This is a genomic window from Faecalibacterium sp. Marseille-Q4137, from assembly GCF_017377535.1.
Classification (GTDB): domain Bacteria; phylum Bacillota; class Clostridia; order Oscillospirales; family Ruminococcaceae; genus Faecalibacterium; species Faecalibacterium duncaniae.
The window spans coordinates 1-20,741 of the sequence record NZ_JAFREK010000006.1; the positions used below are offsets into that span (position 1 = coordinate 1).

At 55.9% G+C, this 20,741-nt stretch carries 20 protein-coding genes; 7 read left to right on the forward strand and 13 right to left on the reverse strand.

Annotation, left to right across the window (positions count from 1 at the left end; all coding sequences use genetic code 11):
* Positions 1–217: 217 nt before the first annotated feature.
* A complete protein-coding gene (locus J3353_RS03885; RefSeq protein WP_156069491.1) occupies positions 218–1,201 on the reverse strand; it encodes a Gfo/Idh/MocA family protein in 984 nt (327 codons plus the stop codon).
* A gap of 202 nt (positions 1,202–1,403) precedes the next feature.
* Here J3353_RS03885 and J3353_RS03890 point away from each other — a divergent pair, with 202 nt between their 5' ends.
* The 5 genes from J3353_RS03890 to J3353_RS03910 all read left to right on the forward strand — a co-directional run bounded on the left by J3353_RS03890 (position 1,404) and on the right by J3353_RS03910 (position 8,177).
* Entirely contained in the window at positions 1,404–2,057 is a 654-nt protein-coding gene (locus J3353_RS03890; protein ID WP_207684229.1) for an NAD(P)H-hydrate epimerase, read from the forward strand.
* A 208-nt stretch (positions 2,058–2,265) separates the two neighbouring features.
* Complete coding sequence (locus J3353_RS03895) at positions 2,266–2,829, forward strand: TetR/AcrR family transcriptional regulator (RefSeq protein WP_207684230.1); 564 nt, start codon at positions 2,266–2,268, stop codon at positions 2,827–2,829.
* On the forward strand, positions 2,826–5,207 hold the full coding sequence (locus J3353_RS03900) for a glycoside hydrolase family 2 TIM barrel-domain containing protein (RefSeq protein WP_207684231.1): 2,382 nt from the start codon (positions 2,826–2,828) through the stop codon (positions 5,205–5,207). Before J3353_RS03895 ends, J3353_RS03900 begins: the two co-directional genes overlap by 4 nt.
* On the forward strand, positions 5,198–6,583 hold the full coding sequence (locus tag J3353_RS03905) for a glycoside-pentoside-hexuronide (GPH):cation symporter (RefSeq protein WP_207684232.1): 1,386 nt from the start codon (positions 5,198–5,200) through the stop codon (positions 6,581–6,583). Before J3353_RS03900 ends, J3353_RS03905 begins: the two co-directional genes overlap by 10 nt.
* Positions 6,576–8,177, forward strand: a complete 1,602-nt coding sequence (locus J3353_RS03910; RefSeq protein WP_207684233.1) for a glycoside hydrolase family 36 protein — start codon at positions 6,576–6,578, stop codon at positions 8,175–8,177. Before J3353_RS03905 ends, J3353_RS03910 begins: the two co-directional genes overlap by 8 nt.
* Before the next feature lie 141 nt (positions 8,178–8,318).
* Here J3353_RS03910 and J3353_RS03915 read toward each other — a convergent pair whose 3' ends face one another.
* The 10 genes from J3353_RS03915 to J3353_RS03960 all read right to left on the reverse strand — a co-directional run bounded on the left by J3353_RS03915 (position 8,319) and on the right by J3353_RS03960 (position 17,046).
* Positions 8,319–8,789, reverse strand: a complete 471-nt coding sequence (locus J3353_RS03915) for an ADP-ribosylglycohydrolase family protein (RefSeq protein WP_242700852.1) — start codon at positions 8,787–8,789, stop codon at positions 8,319–8,321.
* Positions 8,782–8,934, reverse strand: a complete 153-nt coding sequence (locus J3353_RS03920) for a hypothetical protein (protein WP_207684234.1) — start codon at positions 8,932–8,934, stop codon at positions 8,782–8,784. The genes J3353_RS03915 and J3353_RS03920 overlap by 8 nt, the downstream gene beginning before the upstream one ends.
* A gap of 2 nt (positions 8,935–8,936) precedes the next feature.
* Positions 8,937–9,602 (reverse strand): DNA/RNA nuclease SfsA, encoded by a 666-nt coding sequence (gene sfsA / locus J3353_RS03925; protein ID WP_207684235.1) that lies wholly within the window; start codon positions 9,600–9,602, stop codon positions 8,937–8,939.
* Between the two features lie 3 nt (positions 9,603–9,605).
* Positions 9,606–10,127, reverse strand: coding sequence for an O-acetyl-ADP-ribose deacetylase (locus J3353_RS03930; RefSeq protein WP_207684236.1), 522 nt, complete (start codon positions 10,125–10,127; stop codon positions 9,606–9,608).
* A gap of 248 nt (positions 10,128–10,375) precedes the next feature.
* A complete protein-coding gene (locus J3353_RS03935) occupies positions 10,376–11,101 on the reverse strand; it encodes a MerR family transcriptional regulator (RefSeq protein WP_207684237.1) in 726 nt (241 codons plus the stop codon).
* 117 nt (positions 11,102–11,218) lie between these two features.
* Positions 11,219–11,425 carry an HFLK protein gene (locus J3353_RS03940; RefSeq protein ID WP_207684238.1) on the reverse strand — a complete coding sequence of 69 codons (207 nt, stop codon included), beginning with the start codon at positions 11,423–11,425 and terminating at the stop codon, positions 11,219–11,221.
* A gap of 98 nt (positions 11,426–11,523) precedes the next feature.
* Positions 11,524–12,021 (reverse strand): hypothetical protein, encoded by a 498-nt coding sequence (locus J3353_RS03945; protein WP_207684239.1) that lies wholly within the window; start codon positions 12,019–12,021, stop codon positions 11,524–11,526.
* On the reverse strand, positions 12,002–13,507 hold the full coding sequence (locus tag J3353_RS03950; RefSeq protein ID WP_207684240.1) for a DNA methylase: 1,506 nt from the start codon (positions 13,505–13,507) through the stop codon (positions 12,002–12,004). The genes J3353_RS03945 and J3353_RS03950 overlap by 20 nt, the downstream gene beginning before the upstream one ends.
* Positions 13,508–14,033: 526 nt before the next feature.
* A complete protein-coding gene (locus J3353_RS03955; protein ID WP_156074972.1) occupies positions 14,034–16,109 on the reverse strand; it encodes a PTS transporter subunit IIABC in 2,076 nt (691 codons plus the stop codon).
* An 88-nt stretch (positions 16,110–16,197) separates the two neighbouring features.
* On the reverse strand, positions 16,198–17,046 hold the full coding sequence (locus tag J3353_RS03960; protein WP_156074973.1) for a PRD domain-containing protein: 849 nt from the start codon (positions 17,044–17,046) through the stop codon (positions 16,198–16,200).
* A 366-nt stretch (positions 17,047–17,412) separates the two neighbouring features.
* Between J3353_RS03960 and J3353_RS03965 the strand changes: the two genes are divergently transcribed.
* On the forward strand, positions 17,413–18,213 hold the full coding sequence (locus J3353_RS03965; protein ID WP_207684241.1) for an SDR family oxidoreductase: 801 nt from the start codon (positions 17,413–17,415) through the stop codon (positions 18,211–18,213).
* 63 nt (positions 18,214–18,276) lie between these two features.
* On the opposite strand, the gene J3353_RS03970 is transcribed toward J3353_RS03965, so the two are convergent.
* Positions 18,277–18,633 (reverse strand): sigma-70 family RNA polymerase sigma factor, encoded by a 357-nt coding sequence (locus tag J3353_RS03970; RefSeq protein ID WP_097770677.1) that lies wholly within the window; start codon positions 18,631–18,633, stop codon positions 18,277–18,279.
* A 189-nt stretch (positions 18,634–18,822) separates the two neighbouring features.
* Between J3353_RS03970 and J3353_RS03975 the strand changes: the two genes are divergently transcribed.
* Positions 18,823–19,302, forward strand: a complete 480-nt coding sequence (locus J3353_RS03975; RefSeq protein WP_242700848.1) for a helix-turn-helix transcriptional regulator — start codon at positions 18,823–18,825, stop codon at positions 19,300–19,302.
* Positions 19,303–19,424: 122 nt separating this feature from the next.
* Here the strand turns inward: J3353_RS03975 and J3353_RS03980 are convergent, their stop codons facing one another.
* On the reverse strand, positions 19,425–20,510 hold the full coding sequence (locus tag J3353_RS03980; RefSeq protein WP_207684242.1) for a hypothetical protein: 1,086 nt from the start codon (positions 20,508–20,510) through the stop codon (positions 19,425–19,427).
* Between the last annotated feature and the right edge of the window lie 231 nt (positions 20,511–20,741).

Here is a 20,741-nt window from a genome sequence, read left to right on the forward strand (position 1 = left end):
GACTTTAATAACAAGTTGTTGATTTTGTCTTAAATTACTCTTACTAACAATCCTTAAGACAAAAATCAAAGCAACGAGGATGATAAAAGAAATAATATTATAAAGAACCACTGTTTTCATCTATGTGTCCTCCTTTTTTATATCAATTCCGAGTTGTCGCTCTCCGTATGCCATAGTCTCCGCACGCAAAAAAAGCCCTTTGCGGCAAGCTGTGCGCTTACACCTCGCCTGCAAACTTCATGCCCCAGCTCATGCGGGTGTCGTACATCAGGCGGGTCAGGGCAAGGCTGTCCTGCGGGGTGTAGCGGTCGCTGCCGGTACGCCCCAGCTTGACGCAGCGGCTTGCTTCCCGGATCTCGTACTCAAAGCCGTTGATGTCCACCGGGCAGCGGATGACCTCCGGCTCTTTGCCATCCACTTCCAGCGTCATGGTCTCGGCGTGCTGAAAATCCGGCAGGAAAATACTGCCCTTGGTGCCAACGATGCGGGCGTTGCGCTCCAGCTCCTGCCCGATGGTCTGGACAGACTCTGCCATGCAGCCGCCGTGGTAGGTCAGCGCAAGGCGGCTGTAATCGTCGGTGCCGTACTCGTTGATGTGCACCTCTTTGGTTTCCACCTTCTCCGGGTCCTGTCCGGTAAGGATGCGCAGAAAGCCCAGATTGTAGATGCCGATATCCAGCAGCGCACCGCCGCCCAGACCGGAATCAAACTTGCGGTCCTTCCGGGCACCGGAGGCCACAAAGCCGTACTGACAGGTGATCTGCTTCAGTTCCCCGATGGTGCCAGCAGTAAGGATCTCGCGCAGGCGGTCGTACAGCGGCAGAAGCCAGATCCAGAATGCCTCCATGAGAAAGAGGTGCTTTTCCTCCGCCAGACGGTACAGCTCCAGCGCCTGTTCCGGGGTGATGGTAAAGGGCTTTTCGCACAAAACATGCTTGCCCTGCTCCAAGCAGAGCTTGCAGTTTTCGTAGTGCAGGGTGTTGGGGGTGGCGATATAGATGGCCTCCACCTCCGGATCTGCGGCAAGGGCTTCGTAGGAGTCATAACAGCGGGGGATGCCGTACTGCTGCGCAAACGTCTGTGCGCTTTCCAGATGCCGTGAGCCCACGGCAACAAGCCGCTCCCCCTCTGCGCCCATCTGCTCCACCGTAGATGCAAACTTTTTGGCAATGGTGCCGGTGGCTAAAATTCCCCACTTCATAACGGTACCTCCCGGTTTATTACTTTGGATTCGTTGCGTCCAGTATACCATGGTTTTCCCCTACGGAAAAGATAGTGAAAAGCAAAAATGCCCCCGGAGGGCTTGTTCCAACTCTCCGGGGACAGATTCTATGCACCGGTATCTTTCATCTTGTTCCAAACATTCTCATCCATTATAATAGAGACAGAAAGAAGGTGCCAACATGAAACATCGCATTGTGACGGCTGCGCAGATGAAGGAAATTGAACGAGCCGGGGATGCCCACGGTCTGCCCTACCTGCAAATGATGGAAAATGCCGGACTGGCGGCTTACGCTGAACTGCAAAAACAGTTCCCACATTCCGGCAGGCTGCTGGTGGTCTGCGGAAAGGGCAACAACGGCGGCGATGGGTTCGTGATTGCCCGCACCGCCGCAAAAGACGGTTGGAATGTGACCGTTCTTCTGGCCGAGGGCGAGCCGAAAACCGCGGATTCCATCCTCAATTTTGAGCGCCTGCACTCCCTGCCAGTGCATATCTGCACTGACAGTTCTGTACTGGAAACCCAGAGCTTTGCTGCCGTTGTGGATGCCCTCTACGGCACCGGGTTCCATGGTGAACTGCGGCCTTCCGGCCTTGCTGCCTGCGGGCTGATACGCCTTCTGCACAAGAGCGGTGCCTTTGTGCTTGCCGTAGACTTGCCCAGCGGCATCAACACGGATACCGGGGAGGTTGCCGAGGGTGCTGCCCATGCAGATCTGACCGTAACCTTCGACAGCTATAAGCCTTTGCATATCGCAGAATCTTCTGCGCCGCTGTGCGGAAAAATCGTCTGTGCCGACATTGGCATCCGGGATGAATGGCACCCGGAGTTTTGACGAGGCTTGCCGCTGCGGAAAAGCACCTGCACGCAAAAGACCCCGGCAGCTTTCAAGGCACGCCGGGGTTCTTTTTGTCATTCTGCTGCAAAATGTCTGCACTTTCTTGGCAGAACGCAGAAAATGCGGAAACCGCTTGATTTAGCTCGGTTTCCGCACTAGAATGGAAACCAGAAAAGCAAGCACAGTTTCCGCAAGGAGGACGCTCATGCAGGAAAAGCTCGATGCGCTGGTGCGCACGCAGGCCATGCAGTTATTCCGTCAACAGGGGCTGCATTTCACCATGCAGCAGGTGGCAGAGCCGCTGCATATCAGCAAAAAAACCATCTACACCGTTTACCCCTCCAAGGAGGCGCTTCTGCTGGACATGGTAGACCATGCCTTTGCGGAGATCCACCACTGCAAGCAGAAAATTCTGGCAGGCAGCGGTACTTTGCAGGAGAAGCTGCGGGCGGTCATCATTGCCATGCCGACGGAATACGCCGCGCTGGACCTGCGGCAGATGAAGGAGCTGGACGAGAAATACCCGGTGGTGGCGGCGCGGGTGCGCAGTCAATTGGAAAACGGGTGGGAACCCACCATGGCGCTGCTGGATCAGGCTGTGGCAGAGGGGGTCATGCGTCCGGTGTCCCTGCCGGTGCTGCGGCAGATGATCACCGCATCCATTGAGAGCTTTCTGGCAGACCGCAGTCTGGCAGAAAGCGGGGTACAGTATGTGGCTGTACTGGAGGAAATGATCTCGATTCTACTGGAAGGAGTGCTGCCGCGATGAAACACAGTTTTTGCGATGATTGGGAGTTTACCCACCACTGGACCGAAGCCTTTGGCAAGGGGCTGCCGGTGCCAAAACAACAAGCCGTCCGCTTGCCCCATACCTGCCGGGAGGTACCGCTGCACTATGCCTCCCCCGCCGATTATGAGATGGTCTGCGGCTACCGCAAACGGTTCCGGGTGCCGCCGGTACAGGCTGCGCCCCGGCTGTTTATCCGCTTTGACGGCGCTGCTCATCAGGCAGTGGTGCGGGTCAACGGCAGGGTTGCCGGGCAGCACCGGGGCGGCTATACCGGCTTTGCGGTGGAGATCACAGACCTTGTGGACCGGGAGGGTGAAAACCTGCTGACCGTGCAATTGGATACTCGTGAAGACCCGGCCATTCCACCCTTTGGCTTTGTCATCGACTACCTGACCTACGGCGGGCTGTACCGGGAGGTCTGGCTGGAAGCTACGGCAGAGAGCCGCCTGACCGATTTGTTCGTCTACACGCCCACCCTGCATGATGCCGTGGTGCAGTGGACGGCAGAGCTTACGCCCGCAGCCGCAGCGATCCGCATCCGGCTGGAGACCGCAGACGGCACCCTGCTGGCCCAGCAGACCGCACAGGCGGCAGAAACCGGGAAGATACAGTTTTCCGTCCCGGACGCACAGCCGTGGGATACCGAGCACCCGGTTTTGCATCATGCCGTGGCAGAGCTTTTGAACGCAGCCGGACAACCCATCGATCGCAAACAGGTGACGTTTGGCCTCCGCACCGCAGAGTTCCGGGCGGATGGCTTTTACCTCAACGGAAAAAAGACCTTCCTGCGGGGTCTGAACCGACACCAGAGCTACCCTTACATCGGCTACGCCGCACCGGAAAGCCTGCAGCGGGAGGATGCCCGCATTTTGCAGGAGGAACTGCACTGCACCGCCGTGCGCACCAGCCACTACCCCCAAAGCCCATATTTTCTGGACGAGTGCGACCGGCGGGGTCTGTTGGTGTTCACCGAGCTGCCGGGCTGGCAGCACATCGGAGATGCTGCATGGAAAGACGCTGCCTGTGCAATGTTACAAGAGATGATCTTGCAGAACCGCAATCATCCCAGCATCATCCTGTGGGGCGTGCGCATCAACGAGAGCGTGGACGACGATGCCTTCTACACCCGCACCAATCAAATTGCCCATCAGCTGGACCCCAGCCGCGCCACCTCCGGTGTGCGATATCTGGAAAAGAGCCATCTGCTGGAGGATGTCTACGCCTACAACGATTTTTCCCACAACGGCGTAACGCCCGGCGCAAAGCCCAAAAAGGACGTGACCCCGGATATGGGCAAGGCGCTGCTCATCTCGGAGTGCAACGGTCACATGTACCCCACCAAGCCCTTTGACGATGGCCCTCATCGACAGGAGCACGCCTTGCGGCACGTCCGGGTGCAGAACGCCGCCTATGCCAGCGGAGAGCACGCCGGGTGCTTTGGCTGGTGTATGTTCGACTACCAGACCCACAAGGACTTTGGCTCCGGTGACCGCATCTGCTACCACGGTGTGCTGGACAGCTTCCGCAACCCCAAATTGGCGGCAGCGGTCTATGCCAGTCAGGGTGATACTGACCCGGTGCTGGCGGTCAGCTCTTCCATGGACATCGGCGATAACCCTGCCGGGCAACTGGGCACGGCCTACGTTTTCAGCAATGCCCAGCAGGTCAAGCTCTACAAAAACGATGTGTTCGTCACCGCCCTGCGCCAAAGCGAGTGGACGGCGCTGCCCCACCCTCCCTTTGTGATGGACGATCCCATTGGCGAGCTGCTGGAAACGCAGGAGCACTTTTCCCCCGCCAAGGCAGCTGCTGTGCGGGACTGCCTGCTGGCTGCCGGGAAATATGGGCTGCCGGGACTGCCGCTGGCCTACAAGGTCAAATTCGGCTGGTGTATGCTGCACTACAAAATGAGCTTTGAAGATGGCGTGGCGCTCTACGGCAAATATGTGAGCAACTGGGGCGGCGAAGCCACCCGCTGGCGGTTCGATGCCGTGCAGAACGGCAACGTGGTGCGCAGCGTGACCCTTTGCCCCAGCGCAAAGCTGCACTTGGAAGTCAAGGTCAGCCGGACGGCTCTTCGGGAAAAAGACACTTACGATATGGCGGCTGTCCGGGTACGCATTCTGGACGAGAATGGCACCCCTGCCCCCTACGCACAGTTCCCGGTGCAGTTTGCGGTGGAGGGCAGCGCCGCCCTTGTGGGCCCGCAGACCGCCGTTGCCGAGGGCGGCATGACCGGAACCTATCTGCGCACCGTGGGCACTGCCGGAGAAGCCCTGCTGACCGTTTCTGCCCCGCAGACCCAGCCCGTTGTGCTGCGGTTCACCATTGAAAAGGAGGACGCTGTATGGAACTGACCCTGAAACAGAAAACCGCATTTGGTATTGGTGCCGTGGGCAAGGATATGGTATATGCCCTGTCGGCTTCTTACGTCATGTATTATTATCAGGATGTGCTGGGGCTTTCGGCCAGCTTTGTGGGCGTCGTGCTCATGGTTGCCCGGTTCTTTGATGCCTTCAACGACCCCTTTATGGGGGTTCTGGTGGCAAAGACCCGCACCCGCTGGGGACGTTTCCGTCCGTGGATCTTTTCCGGCACGCTGCTCAATGCGCTGGTGCTCTACGCCCTGTTTGCCGCCCCGGTGCTGGACGAAGCGGCGTTGATGGTCTACTTCAGCGTGGTGTACATCCTGTGGGGCGTCACCTATACCATGATGGATATTCCGTACTGGTCCATGATCCCCGCCGTGACCCGCACCCCAAAAGACCGGGAGAACCTCTCCATGGTGGGGCGCACCTGTGCAGGCGTTGGCTCTGCCCTCATCGCCATGTTCACCATGCTGCTGGTGGGAGCCCTTGGCGGCGACAGCGAGCGCGCTGGCTTCCGCTGGGTGGCATTGATCGTAGCGGTAATTTTTGCAGTGACAGAGCTGGTGTGCTGCATTTCCATGAAAGAAACTACCCCCAGTGAGATGAAGACCGCCACCGTAAAGGAGATGTTCTCCGCCCTGTTCCGCAACGATCAGGCTATGGTAGTGGTAGGCAGCATCGTGCTGATCAACTCGGCGCTGTACCTTACCTCCAACTTCATCATCTATTTCTTCAAATACGACCTTGGCGGTGCAGGCTGGAAAGCCACCTACACCCTGTTTTCCACCGTGGGCGGTGCGGCGCAGATTCTTGGCATGATGGTGCTTTACCCCTTGCTGCGCAAAAAGTTCAGCAGTACGCAGGTATTTCACCTAAGCCTTGTGCTGGCGCTGTGCGGCTACGGCACGCTGCTGGTGTTCTGCCTGACCGGCCTTTCCCACAGCCTTGCCATGCTGTGCATTCCGGGCGTGGTGGTGTTCGCCTGCAACGGTATGCTGACCGTGCTGACCACCCTGTTCCTTTCCAACAGCGTGGATTACGGTCAGCTCAAGACCGGACGCCGGGAGGAGAGCGTTATCTTTTCCATGCAGACCTTTGTGGTCAAGGCTGCCTCCGGTGTGGCGGTATTCCTGACCGGCATCGGGCTGGACCTCATCGGTCTTGTGGGCAACACGGAGGAGACCGGCCCGGTGGCAGTACAAAGCGCCGGAACCCTGCTGGGTCTGCGCTTGATGATGACCGTTCTGCCCATGCTGGTGCTGGCTGGTGCGCTGGTGCTGTTCCGCCGCAAATTTGTTCTGACCGATGCCCGCGCTGCCGAGATCAGCGCACAGCTCCACGGGGAGGAAGCGCACCATGACTGAAACACTGCACTGGTACGCGGAAACTTCCGGCGGCGTACAGACAGGCAACTGCACGGTCACGGAGAATGGCGGTGCGCTGCATCTGACGGCAGACCTGCCCGCCGGGACGCTGAAAACGGTGCGTGCCGAGATGCCGTGGACGATGGAAGCAGACGAGCGTCTGTTCATGAACGGCTACCAGACATGGACCTACAGCCCGGAGCTTGACCGGAACGGCAAGCTGCGCGGCACCGACCATATCCCCGGCTTTCTGCGCAAGAAATACGCCTTTGACCGCTACGGCGATTATCATTTTGCGCCTTATGGGCATCAAAAGGGGCAGAGCCACGGCTTTTCCTACTGCTATTTCCGCAAGGGCACACAGTTCCGGCTGGTGGCATCGCTGGACGAGAAGCCGGGCTACACCATCCTCCGCTACGACAGCGGCAAAGCCCTGCTGACGCTGGAGCGTGACTGCGCCGGGGTGGAGCATCCCGGCGGCAGTTTCCCACTCCTTGACCTGTTTTTTGCCGAGGGCGGCGAGACCGAGGTGTTCGACGGCTGGTTTCAGGCTATGGGCATCAAGCCCCGGACTGAAAAGAAGCTGGCAGGCTATTCCAGTTGGTACAACCGCTATCAGGACATCACCGAGGATACCATCCGGGAGGACCTGACCGGATGTCGCAGCCTGCTTTGTCTGGGAGACCTGTTCCAGATCGACGATGGATGGGAGCCCAAGGTGGGCGACTGGCTGGAAACAGATGCACAGAAATTCCCCCACGGGCTGAAAGGCATGGTGGAGGAAATTCATGCCACTGGCTTTCAGGCCGGGCTATGGCTTGCACCCTTTGTGTGCGAAAAGAACTCTGCCCTTTTCCGGCAGCACCCGGACTGGCTGCTGAAAGTGGACGGCAAACCGTGGTGCTGCGGCTGCAACTGGAGCAGCTTTTATGCGCTGAATCTCGACAACCCGGCCGTGCTGGACTATCTGCGCCGGGTGTTTGACCTGGTGCTGAACGACTGGGGCTTCGACCTTGTCAAGCTGGATTTTCTGTACGGCGCTGCCCCCTTTGGCAACGCCCGCGAGAGCCGGGCAGCCCGGATGTACCGTGCTATGGAGCTGCTGCGCACATGGTGCGGGCAAAAGCAGATTCTCGGCTGCGGCGTACCGGTGATGCCGGCTTTCGGGCTGGTGGATTACTGCCGTGTCAGCTGTGACGTAGGGCTGGACTGGGACGATGTGTGGTATATGCGCCTGTTCCACCGGGAGCGGGTGTCCACAAAGCAGGCCATCAACAACACGCTATTCCGGCGGCAGCTCAATGGCCGTGCCTATGGCAGCGACCCGGATGTGTTCTTCCTCCGGGAGGAAAACTGCAAGTTGACGGCAGAGCAAAAACGCACCCTTGCCACGGTCAATGCCCTGCTTGGCAATGTGTTCCTTACCTCGGATATGCCGTCCCGCTATACAGAAGCGCAGCGGGCAGAATACCGCCGTCTGCGCACCCTCTTTGAGCACGCCACGCAGGTGCAGGCAGAAGCGGAAAACGACCGTCTCTATATCCGGTATCTGCTGGACGGAACTCCACAAAAATTATGTTTCGACCTGTTCTGACAGTGCGAACAAACCACAACAAAACCACACCCGCCCATGTACTGTGCTTTGCACACAATACGCAGGCGGGTGTTTTGCTGTTCTTCCGGTACGATCCTCAGTTTTTTAAATACAGCTTGGGTCTGTGCAGCACCGACGGTGTCACATCCTGCGCTCAAGGTTCTGCCGGAACAGCTTGTACGCCGCCCGCAGATCCTCCGGCAGACGCTTCAAGGTCTCTGCCCGCAGTTCCTGTGGCATCCCGTAAAAGGCTTCGGCAATGCAGCCGGTGATGCAGGCAAGGGTGTCGCTGTCGCCGCCAAGGGAAACAGCATTGCGCAGGGCATCTTCAAAGCTATTGCTTTCCAGAAAGGCGACGATGGCCTCCGGCACGGTCTGCTGACAGGTCTCCACATGGCGATAGCCCGGACGAATCTCATCGCAGGTGCGGCTCAAATCGTAGCCGAAAGTCTGCTCCACATACTGCCGGATCTCCGGCTTGCTGTGGCCGGTGCGTGCCAGAAAGATCGCTGCCGCCGTGGCCTGTGCGCCCTTGATGCCCTCCGGGTGATTGTGGGTGACCTCGGCAGTCACCTTTGCCATCTCCAGCGTTTTATCCAGCGTGTCAAACAGCCAGCCTGCCGCCGCTGCCCTGCAAAAGGTTCCGGTTCGCCGGGTTGACGATGGCATCCGCTGTTACCTTGGTGATGTCGTTGTGGATCATCAAAAAAAGGCATGCTGGTTCCTCCCTCACATGGCTTTCTTCATTCCATCCCATTTTCATGTTTCCCGCTGCTCCACGATTTCCAGACTGTCCCGCCCGACATGGCAAAGCAGAAACAGCACGCTCACACCTGCGGCTTTCGCTTCGGCCAGCGCTGTGCCAAACTCCGGCTGCGTGCCAACATTCGGCCTCACCTCGGTGATGCCTTCCATCTGGATCACAAAGGCTACTGCGCACCGATACCCTGCCCGCTGTGCCTGGGCTAGCTCGTGCAAGTGCTTCACGCCCCGTTCGGTGGGCGCATCCGGGAAATAACCGATGCCGCTCACTTCCAATGTGCAGCCTTTGACTTCCAGCAGGTATTTCTGTTCGCCCTTTTCCATGTAGAAATCGATGCGAGATCTTCCGTAGGGAAACTCCGGCCTGACAAGGTCAAACTCCTGCTTTGAGAGCCATTCTCCTACCACCTTGTTGGGTGCCTGACTGTCCATGTTGACCCAGCCAAGTTCCTGCTTGTGTACCGCCACAAGGTCGTATTTTGTCTTGCGTTTCGGATTGTCTGACACTTCCAGACGCACCGCCGCACCGGGCAGCAGCAGTTCTCTGCACCGCCCGGTGTTTTTGACATGGACGGTTTCCACCACACCGTTCACGTTTACATGGGCGATAAAACGGTTGGGGCGGTCAAGAAAAATGCCGTCCGCGATCTCTCTGTATTTCAATGTTTACTCCATTTTTGTCTGATACGCCTGCTTCGTCCGGGCATCAAAGCAGCAGAAGATGACCCTCACATCGTAGTCGGCGTGGCTTTGCAGCCAATCAGCCACTGTATCCACCGCAATTTGGGTGGCGGCATCCAGCGGATAACCATACACGCCCGTAGAAATTGCCGGGAAGGCGATGCTGTGGACATCGTAGGTCTTTGCCAGCTCCAGCGAATTGCGGTAGCAGTCTGCCAACTGCACAGCGTCCTCCGGGGTGCCGGAGTAGATGGGGCCCACCGTATGGATGATGTACTTTGCCTTCAGCCGGTAGCCCTTTGTGATCTTCGCTTCGCCGGTGCGGCAGCCGTGCAGGGTGCGGCACTCGGCAAGCAGTTCCGGCCCTGCTGCCCGGTGGATGGCCCCATCCACGCCACCGCCGCCCAACAGACTGCGGTTGGCTGCATTCACGATGCAGTCACAGTCCAGCTTGGTAATGTCTCCCTGCACGATTTCCAGTTGATTTCTGATTTGTTTGGAACGCATGGTATTTCCTCCTCAAAGCGCAGTTGCATAAAATATACTCGTAAGTTAGTTTCTTACGAGTATCATACTTCATCCTCTGCACAAGGTTAAGCAGAACATTTTCAACGCTGCATCATCCCTCTGGCTGCACGCCAAAACAGGCTCCTGCAAGCGTTTAACCACTGGCAGGAACCCGTTCGTTTCTTAAGATTTCGTCATCCAAAGACCATGCGGGTTGCAGTAGGCGTATATTACCACCGACTTTGGGCTTATCGGCAATAAATTTCAATGGCTTTCTGAGCAAATTCTGCCGCGCCCTCTCCCCCGGCAGCGTTGATATTCTCCGTAAACTCGCCGCCAGCACCGTACATCTGTCCAAGTTGATACAGAATGGGTTTCGTACAGGTATAGTAATTTTCCGTGATAAAGTCCTGTAGTTTTTTCACCTGTGCCTGCACCGCGGGGTCTGCCGGTTCTCTGGTTTGCAGCGTTCCGAATGCCGCTACGAGCCCCATCAACTGCTCGTTGATGTTGTCAGATTCCTTCTGCGTCCGCCGGGCATTTTTTGCCTCAAATTCCTGATACTCTGTGGTTTTGCCCCACTCTTTCTTTGCACGTTCTGCGTATTCCTTGATCTTCTGTGTGTCAAATGCGTTGAAGTCCATAACGTTTCCTCCTGTCGTCCGAATCTTCTCCGCAAGAGCGATCAACTTTTCCAGATGCTGTTTTTTCAGGTTCAGCAATGTGATCTGCTGTTCCAGTGCCTTTTCCCGGTCAAACTCCGGATTTTTCAGAATTCTTCGGATATCCTCCAGTGAAAATTCCAGTTCTCGGAACAGCAAGATCTGTTGCAATCGTTCCAGTGCAGCATCATCATACAGGCGATATCCCGCCTGCGTTCGATGCGTCGGATGCAGCAGACCGATTTTATCGTAATATTGCAGCGTCCGAATGCTCACCCCGGTCAGATTGCTCACTTTCTTGACAGTCATCATTTCGTTTTTCTCCCTTGCGACAAGCTCAGTATACGCTATGACGCAACGTCAGGGTCAAGTGCTTTTTTAGTTTTTTCCGCCGTTTACCACAAGCAGCTCTGCACCGTGGGGATGCCCTCAGCTCCCCATGGCAATAAGCACCAGCACGACCACCACCGCGATAGCGATGAGGCAGCCGCAGCCACTGCCATCTCCCCCGCCGCCGCCATTGTTGTGGTTCCCACCGCCGCCAAACGAACCGCCAAAGTTGCGGTTGAAAGCCGTCATGTACTGGGCATAGCCCGTGTCGCCTTTGCCGAAATAGCCGTAATCACCGTTTGCCATGGTATTTTCCTCCGTCTGAAGTGTGTTTTGTTTCTTCTGAGGTCATTTTACCAAAGGTGATGTCCCATAAAACTCACTTTCAGCATTTCTTTGCAATGTCATTCTTCTCCGATGCCCAGATATGCATCAATGTCCATGATACCTTCCCCGCTGACCTCCACCAGATCTTCAAAAGACACCACGGTGTCTCCCACCTGCAAGGTGCGGAACACCGGGTCGATGCGGTCTGCTTTGCCGGTCAGGGTGAGGTAATCGCCTACCGCCGGGATCTCCGGGTGGGCGGTATCCTCCTTGAAGTACCGCACCGTGATGGTCATGCCCTTGGTGACCTGCATCAGCCGATCGGACAGAGCCGACATTTCTTCTTCGGTCAGAATGCGCTTGGGTACACGCTCGGTGCGCTGCTTTTCTGCGGCAAGCTGCTCGTCATAGCCCCGCAGCGGAGAGAAGGGCGAGAAAATTTTGGCACGGTTCTGAAGGGTCATGCGGGGGTGCTTGCGGAGGGATTCTTCGGTCTGAGGGCGTTCCATCTCCAGAATATCCCCGTACTTTTGGGCGGTTTCCCGTCCGATCTTGCTATTTTTGTAGTTTTCCATCCGAACCTCCCGCACTGTGCCCGCCGATCTGCGCATTGCGCTGGCGCATGGTAGCGCCTTCCTCATAGCTGCTGGCCTTCAGCACGGCGTTTTTGCCGTATTTGTTCTTGATGCCCAGCATCGCTTGCTGGAGTTTTTTCTCCTTTTCCAGCTTCCTGGTGTCGGTGAAAAAGTCCACCTGATAGATGCCCTCGTCCGGCGTGACCTTGTTGGCGTTGAGGGTGATACGCCGCACCGTCAGCGCTGGGTTAGTGATGCGCTCAAACAGCTTTGCGCTCTCGTTGATGAGAGTACTGCCCAGATTGGTGGGAGCATCGAACCGGACAGTTCCGTGGGCCGCTTTGGGGATGATTCTGCCGTAGCGGTCGGTCTGGGTCAGACCACGGTAGCTACCCTTGTCCACATTCTCCCGGTCGTAGCCCACCTCTAAGGTGATGGATTCTGTCACCAGTTTCTTTTCGGTGAGCCGGAACATCAGAATCTCCGCCATCTCCCGGACGATGAGTTGTGCCTTGTCGTTGGGGTAGGGGCAGGTCAGCACCTGCCCCTCGCTGATGCTGTTGGTGCTGGGCTTGTAGCTTTTGATCTCGGCCATGCCGCAGGGTTCATAGCCCCATGCGTGGTCGATGAGAATTTCCGCGTCCACGCCGAAAATCTCATGCAAACGATCTTCCCCGTGGATAGAAAACCGTGCCAGGTCCCCCATGGTGTAGATACCGTGAGCTTCCAGCCGCTTGACCGTGCCGGGACCGGTCATCCAGAAATCCGTCAGAGGGCGGTGGTTCCACAGCAGATACCGATAGGACTGCTCGTCCAGCTCTGCAATGCGCACGCCGTCCTTGTCCGCCGGGATGTGTTTTGCCACAATGTCCATGGCCAGCTTTGCAAGGTAGAGGTTGGTGCCGATGCCTGCCGTTGCGGTGATGCCGGTGTTGCACAGCACCTCTCGCACCATGGTCATGGCAAGCTCATGGGCGCTCATCTGGTAATAGGGCAGATAGCCTGTCACATCGATAAAAACCTCGTCGATGGAGTAGGGGTAGATGTCCGCCGGGGACACATATTTGAGGTAGGTCTTGTAGATCCGGGTGGACACGTCCAGATACCGCTGCATCCGGGGCGGCGCAACGATGTAGCTCAAGCCCAGCGCAGGGTCTGCGTTCAGGGCGTTGGCATCAAAAGAGGTTCTGGCAAAGTGGTACTTGCCGTCCTCTCCCCGGACCGCCTTTTTCTGCCGGATGGCAGTTTGCAGCCGCTGGGTGTTGACTTCCCGGACACGCTGGACGGCTTCAAACAGCCGCGCTCTGCCGGGGATCTTGTAAGCTTTTAAGGACGGCGACACCGCAAGGCAGATGGTCTTTTCGGTGCGGGAGGCGTCCGCCACCACCAGATTGGTGGTCAGGGGATCCAGATGGCGGTCTACGCACTCCACCGAGGCATAGAAACTTTTCAGGTCGATTGCCAGATAGGTGCGCTGCGCTGCCATACTTCAGCCCTCCTTTGCAAAAGTCACAACTATTTATCTTATTATAATAAATCTTTACGCCGTTTTCAAGATGGAGCTGCTATTTCATCTATGATTTAGACAACAAAAAAGAGTGGCAGCATTTCAAGTTGAAACGCTGTCACTTTTTTTATAGGGCTGCTGCCCTGTTTAATATAAGATCCTCGAAACGTGATGTTCCTGTTTACCCAGATACAGCTCCACGATCATTCGTCCGTTTTCGGTGTTACAGAGGTCCTCTTTGCAATATACCGGCAAAAGACATTCATAGCAAGAATACAGCGATAATTAGTAGTTCATAAAAACGGTCAAGAATTGCTGCCCTATATACAAAAAAGCCGCCGAGGATACTGTTCATGTTGTAGTTGGTTCATTGCAGTTTCAGCTTACAACAAAAAATGAGATAGGCCCCCCTTTCGGGGAAGTCTATCTCATTTTTTCGTTGGGGCTATTTTGCAACAGCCCCCCCCCCTTATAACAACCCTGCCTTACAGTTTGGGAGAAACGCTTAGTGCTTCAGTTCCAGCAGCGCATCGCCCTGCTTTACGGTGCCACTGGCTTTAGCCGCGACAGCGGCATAGTCATCAGTATTGCAGACAATGAGCGGCGTGGTCACGGGATAGCCTTCAGCCTTAATGGCTTCCAGTTCAAAGCGAATCAACGGCTGGCCTTTCTTCACCTTGTCGCCCTCGTTGACGAGGTAGGTAAAGTGCCTGCCACCCAGCTTGACCGTATCGATGCCGATGTGCATCAGCAGTTCGGCACCGTCAGCCGTGGTCATGCCCACGGCATGGTGGGTCTCAAAGGTGGAGGAGATCTCACCGTCAGCAGGTGCCACCAGTTCACCATCGGTGGGCTCAATGGCAATGCCGTCCCCCAGTGCACCGCTGGCAAAGGCTTCATCCTTCACATCGGCCAGCGGCACTACAGTGCCGTTCAGGCAGGCAGACAGCACGGTATCCTTTGCAGCGTGGGCCGCCGGGGTCTTAGGTGCATTTTCCAGATAATCTTCCAGCTTTGCCTTGATGACAGCCACCTTGGGGCCGTATACCACCTGCACACCGTCGCCCTTGCAGATCACGCCGGAGGCACCGGAGGCCTTGAGCACATCCTGTTTGACCAGCGCAACATCCTTGACGGTGCAGCGCAGGCGGGTGGCGCAGCAGTCCACGTCGGACAGATTAGCGGCACCTCCCAGACCTTCTACGATCAGGGCGCTGACCGGATCATCCCCTGCGGGGGCGGTGCTGCCGGAAGCGGCGCTGCGGGCATTCACGTCCGCACGGGTGTACAGCTTGACTTCCTCGGCATCATCGCGGCCCGGGGTCTTGTAGTCAAACTTGGAGATCATAAAGCGGAAAATGATGTAGTACAGCACAAAGTACACCGCACCGACCACAACCACCCACACCCAGTGGGTCTTGGCGTTGCCCTGCATCACACCGAACAGCACCAGGTCGATGAGACCGCCGGAGAAGGTCATGCCCACGCCCACATTCAGAATGTGCATCAGCATGAAGGACAGACCGGCCAGCACGCAGTGCACGGCGTACATGGGCAGAGCCACAAAGATAAAAGTAAATTCCAGCGGCTCGGTGATGCCGGTGAGGAAAGCGGTCAGGGCTGCGGAAAGCAGCAAGCCGCCTGCCACCTTTTTCTTTTCCGGCTTGGCGCACTGGTACATCGCCAGCGCCGCGCCGGGCAGACCGAACATCATAAAGGGGAACTTACCGGCCATGAAACGGGTAGCGCTGACCGAGAACACCGTGGTAGACTTGGAGGCCAGCTCGGCAAAGAAGATGTTCTGTGCGCCGGTCACGGTGACGCCATCGATGATGGCGGTGCCGCCCACAGCGGTCTGCCAGAACGGCATATAGAACACATGATGCAGTCCAAAGGGGATCAGCGCACGCTCCAGCAGGCCGTAAATAAAGGTGCCTGCGTAGCCGGAAGCCAGCACCAGTGCACCCAGCGCGGCAATACCGCTCTGCACCACCGGCCAGATATAGAACATGGCAATGCCGACCACCAGATACACAATAGAACTGACGATGGGCACAAAGCGGGTGCCGCCAAAGAAGGCCAGCACCTGCGGCAGCTCGATCTTATAGAACTTGTTGTGCAGCGCTGCCACGCCCAGACCGACCACGATGCCGCCGAACACACCCATTTGCAGGGTTGTGATACCCAGCATGGTGGTAGTGGAGTTGGCAGGCATCGCTTCTACGCCGCCTGCCGCATTGATCATGGCCTGAATGGCCGTATTCATAATGATATAGGCCACTGCGCCGGACAGGGCGGCCACCTCTTTTTCCTTGCGAGCCATGCCGATGGCCACGCCCATGGCGAACAGCAGCGCCAGATTGTTGAACACGGCACTACCGGTCTGGCTCATCACGTCCAGAATGGTGTAGATCAGGGTACCGGGGTGGATGACGCTGTTCAGGCCATAGGCCGCCAGCATGGTTTCGTTGGTGAACGAGCTGCCGATACCCAGCAGCAGGCCCGCTACAGGCAGCAGCGCAATGGGCAGCATAAAGCTGCGTCCTACGCGCTGCAGCACGCCAAAGATCTTGTCTTTCATCTTCAGTTCTCCTTTTCTCAAGTTCGTATCCAGCATATATATCCACACAGGAAAGACCTGTGAAGAATCAAAGGTGAAGCAAGAAAGCTTACTTCCCCATCCGAATCCGTTTCAGATGGATCGTAAGGAACACCAGTTCCTCGTCCGAAAGCTCCTTGTGCCAGGTGTTGCGGACATACTCCGCAATGCAGCAGGCGCATTTGTAGTGTTCGCTGCAATTGCGGGCGATCAGGGCGCGGAACACTTCGTCGTGGGTATCGTTTTCCTGCTCCTGTTTTCCTTGAAATACGCGTTGCGCAAAAAAGCGCAAATGCACTGTAAAGCGGCTGAAATCCAGTGCATCCCGGTCAAAATGGCAGTTGTAAAAGTATTCCACCACCTGCACGCAGCCATCCACAAAGCGGGTGACATCGTTCACCACGCTCATTGTGGTATTGAGCTCTGCGTTGACGATGTGCAGCGCGATGAAGCCGCCCTCGTCGTCCGAAAGGTCTGCATGGCAGCGCTGGCGGATGGTGGCAAGGCACTCCATACCAAGGCGATACTCTTCCGGATAAAATTCCCGAATGGGAGCCATCAGCGGGTTGGAAAAGCGAATCCCCTGCTCGCTGCGCTGGATGGAAAAACTGATGTGGTCGGCCAGCGTGATGAGCAGGCTCTCGTTCAGCGGGTAGTTCACCCGGCTGCGGATCATTGCCACCAGCTCATCGGTGAGCAGCAGATGCTCATACGGGATCTGTTCCAGAAGTTCCACCAACTTCTGCTGCACGGCAGGGCTGGTCATGCGGTAGCTGCGCTCCACGGTTTCAGCCTCAATTTTATAGCCCGGCTTAACACCAAAGCCCAGACCGCGTCCGGTGACGATCAGCTCACAGCCCGTGGGGTCCACCACGCGCAGAATGTTGTTGTTGATCGGTTTTTTGACGGTATATTGCATTGTTTCTCCTCCTCAGGTTGAAAAAGGCAATAAAAAAAGACCACTCTTGACACAGCAAACATACCGAAGGCTGAAACACGCTTTCGGCTTGTGCTATGCAGAGTTGGTCTAGCCCGCCAAACGGTAACAATCCAACGACGCTGCTCACATACAATTCTCTTTTTTGTAAGGCACGAACAAATTAAACACTTGAATGGAAATTTATTCTATGCTTAATTACAATACCACATTCTTTGCGTAGTGTCAAGATGGGAACGGGTTTCTTTTTTACTTTATTGTACTTTTCCACAATCCGGCTATCAGTATAGACAGTCGTCTTGCGATGCGGTATACTCGAATCAGATCAACATTTTCAGGAGGAAAGTCATGGCAGGAGAAAACAACAAGGTCGTCATTGTTACCGGAGGAAGCTCCGGCATCGGACGGTGCACGGCATCCGCTCTGAAAGAGAATGGCTGCATCGTCTATGAGTTCAGCCGCAGAAATATCCCTATGGAGGGTGTCACCCATCTGTCTGTCGATGTGACCGATGAAGATGCGGTCAACGCCGCTGTGCAGCAGATCATCCAAAAAGAAACTAAAATCGATGCAGTGATCAACTGTGCAGGTTTTGGCATTTCCGGTGCGGTGGAGTTTACGTCCTTGGAGCAAGCCAAAGCACAGTTTGATGTAAACTTTTTCGGGACGGTCACTGTAAATAAAGCGGTTCTCCCCTTCATGCGCCATCAAGGGAAGGGGCATATTGTGAACATCAGCTCCGTTGCCGCCGTAGCACACATTCCGTTCCAGACCTTCTACTCCGCAAGCAAAGCCGCCGTTTCCTCTTGCTCTTACGCTCTGGCAAACGAAGTCAAGCCCTACGGCATCCATGTTACCGTCGTAGAATTGGGTGACATCTGCACCGGATTTACAAAAGCACGTCAGAAAAGCATTCTCGGCGATGATGAATACGGCGGGCGCATCTCCCGGAGCGTCAGTCAGATGGAGCATGACGAGCAAAACGGCATGGACCCAGCACGCATTGGACGGTACATCGCCGGTATTGTGGAGAAAAAGAAACCGGCAGTCGTTTATGTTGCCGGTGCGCAGTATAAATTCCTGAGCCTTTTGTGCAAGCTTCTGCCCGCCGCAGCACGCGGAAAGATCGTGGGGAAAATATACGGGTAACAGGCGCATTGCTCCGCAAAGCTGCTAAAAGAGGATATGTACGCCGCCCGCAGGCGGCACGCTCTATTCCACCGATGATTCTTGAAGCCAGCCTTTGCGCAACTGATCCAGTGCGTGGGTCTCGAGCCTAGAGACATAACTTCTGCTGATCTGGAGCAGCTGTGCCGTTTCCAGCTGGGTCAGGGGCGGCTGACCCGCCAGCCCGTACCGCAGCAGAATCAGCTTGCGTTCCCGGGCGGGCAGGCCCTCGATCAGCCTGCGCAGCCGCCGGGCCTCGTCCTGCCGCTCACAGGCATCCTCCATGCAGAAACCGTCCTGCAGTACATCGGAAAGGGTCAGTGCGCTGTCCTCCTTTCCCGCTTCCAGTGTTTCCTGCAGGGAAACGACCACGCCATTTCTGCGCTCCCTGCGAAAATGCATCCGCAGCTCATTTGCTATCCTCTCCCCAGCGCACTTTCAGATGGAAAAGAGAACCCACCTCTTTCGTGCAATGACGCATCTACGTCAAAATGGATTTTTTGGAGCCGAGAGAGCGGTTCCTTTTTTCTGCTTCAGAGGGTGTCATGTGAGGGTTGTGGCCTAACCCCTCTATACATCTTACAGGTAAGTTTGGCAGGCCCCCGCACCACCGTAGAGGCGCAGGCGTTCTACCGTATGTACCACTCTTACGCCGACATCCCGAACCCATGGGACCGTCTGCGTTGGTGCCGCTATGGTCTTGACCTGCTGCAAAAAGAGGTTGCTGCCATGGTGGGCATAGAGGAATGGCTCTATCGGGATCTGGAAAGCGGCGCATTTCACCGCAGCTTTACGCCGGAACTTGCGGACAAGCTCGCCGCCCTTTACGGCATCCCGGTGGAGGATATTCTGGACGACTACACCCTGTTTCTGCACCGGGGCGGAGGAGCCTTCCTCCGCAGATACCGGGAGGCAAAAGGCTGGAACCGTCAGCAGCTTGCCGACCACGCAAAGGTCAGCCGGACAAGCATCCGCTGCTGGGAAAACGGACAAAAGACCATCAGTCAGAAGTGCTTTTGCCATCTGGTGGAAAACCTTGGTTCCGATTTTCCATCTATGCTTCGCATGTGAGGTATGGTAATTTTTCTCCGGCCAAACGAAAAAGCTCGTCTGCAAGCCACGATATGTGGCAGCGCAGACGGGCTTTCGTTATGGAATCATTCTGTTTCAATCATTCTGATATTCGCTCTGACTTACATGGCGTTCCGTAAAACACGCAGTCGTTCTTCAAACGTTGCTTTCCATGCCGGATGCCCGGAGAATACGGCGTGCTCCACCTGACGAACTTGGTTCAGTCCGATGTTCCGCACCGCTTCCACTGCAGCATCTTTTTGGCTCAGATGGCGTTTTCCCACGGTCAGACAGTTTGCGCCTTCTGGCGTGTCGTACTGCTGAAACGACCGGTTGAAGTCCATCAGGTCATGCAGACGGATGGGCTGATTGGTTTCGTTGTCTACCAGCAGACCCCAATTTTCCCAATGACGGTCGGTATTGCCCACCAGATAATCCAGAATGTTCATCATATAGTAGCTGGGAGCATCCAACTCTAAGATCTTATCCAGCGTGTTCCAATCATGGTTCGTGCAGTAGACGTCATAGGCTGCATAGGTCACAAGACTGTATCGCTGAGATGTCATGATTTTGCTGATAGAAACCGGCTCATTTTCAAACATCCCCTGCTCATACAGTACCTGATGGCAGTCAAAGCACCGGCAGATTTTGCTTGCCAGCACTTCACGTTCCACCGCTTCCCTGCCACCATCCTTGTAAAGATAGAAGCCATCCTCTTTTCGCACCCACGCCTTGGGGTACAAGCCGCCCGTAGACAGGTCATTTGCCAGAAGATGGGCGTTTGTCACCGTCATTTGGTGCCCCCGCAGCGCAATATCCACAAGCGCATTGCTTAAGGAGTGTGCAAAAAGGTTGATATCCTCGAATCGAATCTTCTCGTTTTCTTCTTTCACCCAGAACACATCCAGCAAAGACAGACAATGGTAGGATAATGCAATCTGTGCTCGTTCCCTGTCCGTAACACTCTGAGATGCACCGATACTGTTCAGGATCTCCTTGGCGTAGGTGCGATCCAACGTCAACATCCGGGAGGCGCACCAATAGTAAAAGTTCGTTACATTATTGATGCGCTCGTCAAAATCATCCGATTCCACCAGAACCAGATCATAGGGCATGAAATCCTCGAGGCAGACCCTGCATTCCCCTGTCGTGCTGAGTTGTGCCACACAGCTTTCCCGGTGCATGATCTCGTAAAACATGGTTTTCATCCCTCCCTGCGTTCTGTGTCTTGCTCTGTATTTATATTACCTTCTTTTTTCACGGGACGCAAGAGCTTTTACTTTTCAAAAAGCTTTTTCTGCTGCTCTATCAGGACGGTTTCGATACGCTCTTTCAGCAAAAAGTGGAACTGTTTTGGGTAATAGCACAGATATTTGTCGAGGATCGTATCGATACTTGCTCTATCAATATTCACCTCAAGCTGCTTTCCGTATGCAGCG

Coding starts and splice junctions, on each gene's coding strand:
- J3353_RS03885 (WP_156069491.1), bottom strand. CDS start 1,201: ATGAAGTGGGGAATTTTAGCCACCGGCACCATTGCCAAAAAGTTTGCA.
- J3353_RS03890 (WP_207684229.1), top strand. CDS start 1,404: ATGAAACATCGCATTGTGACGGCTGCGCAGATGAAGGAAATTGAACGA.
- J3353_RS03895 (WP_207684230.1), top strand. CDS start 2,266: ATGCAGGAAAAGCTCGATGCGCTGGTGCGCACGCAGGCCATGCAGTTA.
- J3353_RS03900 (WP_207684231.1), top strand. CDS start 2,826: ATGAAACACAGTTTTTGCGATGATTGGGAGTTTACCCACCACTGGACC.
- J3353_RS03905 (WP_207684232.1), top strand. CDS start 5,198: ATGGAACTGACCCTGAAACAGAAAACCGCATTTGGTATTGGTGCCGTG.
- J3353_RS03910 (WP_207684233.1), top strand. CDS start 6,576: ATGACTGAAACACTGCACTGGTACGCGGAAACTTCCGGCGGCGTACAG.
- J3353_RS03920 (WP_207684234.1), bottom strand. CDS start 8,934: ATGGGATGGAATGAAGAAAGCCATGTGAGGGAGGAACCAGCATGCCTT.
- J3353_RS03930 (WP_207684236.1), bottom strand. CDS start 10,127: ATGCGTTCCAAACAAATCAGAAATCAACTGGAAATCGTGCAGGGAGAC.
- J3353_RS03935 (WP_207684237.1), bottom strand. CDS start 11,101: ATGATGACTGTCAAGAAAGTGAGCAATCTGACCGGGGTGAGCATTCGG.
- J3353_RS03940 (WP_207684238.1), bottom strand. CDS start 11,425: ATGGCAAACGGTGATTACGGCTATTTCGGCAAAGGCGACACGGGCTAT.
- J3353_RS03945 (WP_207684239.1), bottom strand. CDS start 12,021: ATGGAAAACTACAAAAATAGCAAGATCGGACGGGAAACCGCCCAAAAG.
- J3353_RS03950 (WP_207684240.1), bottom strand. CDS start 13,507: ATGGCAGCGCAGCGCACCTATCTGGCAATCGACCTGAAAAGTTTCTAT.
- J3353_RS03955 (WP_156074972.1), bottom strand. CDS start 16,109: ATGAAAGACAAGATCTTTGGCGTGCTGCAGCGCGTAGGACGCAGCTTT.
- J3353_RS03960 (WP_156074973.1), bottom strand. CDS start 17,046: ATGCAATATACCGTCAAAAAACCGATCAACAACAACATTCTGCGCGTG.
- J3353_RS03965 (WP_207684241.1), top strand. CDS start 17,413: ATGGCAGGAGAAAACAACAAGGTCGTCATTGTTACCGGAGGAAGCTCC.
- J3353_RS03970 (WP_097770677.1), bottom strand. CDS start 18,633: ATGCATTTTCGCAGGGAGCGCAGAAATGGCGTGGTCGTTTCCCTGCAG.
- J3353_RS03980 (WP_207684242.1), bottom strand. CDS start 20,510: ATGAAAACCATGTTTTACGAGATCATGCACCGGGAAAGCTGTGTGGCA.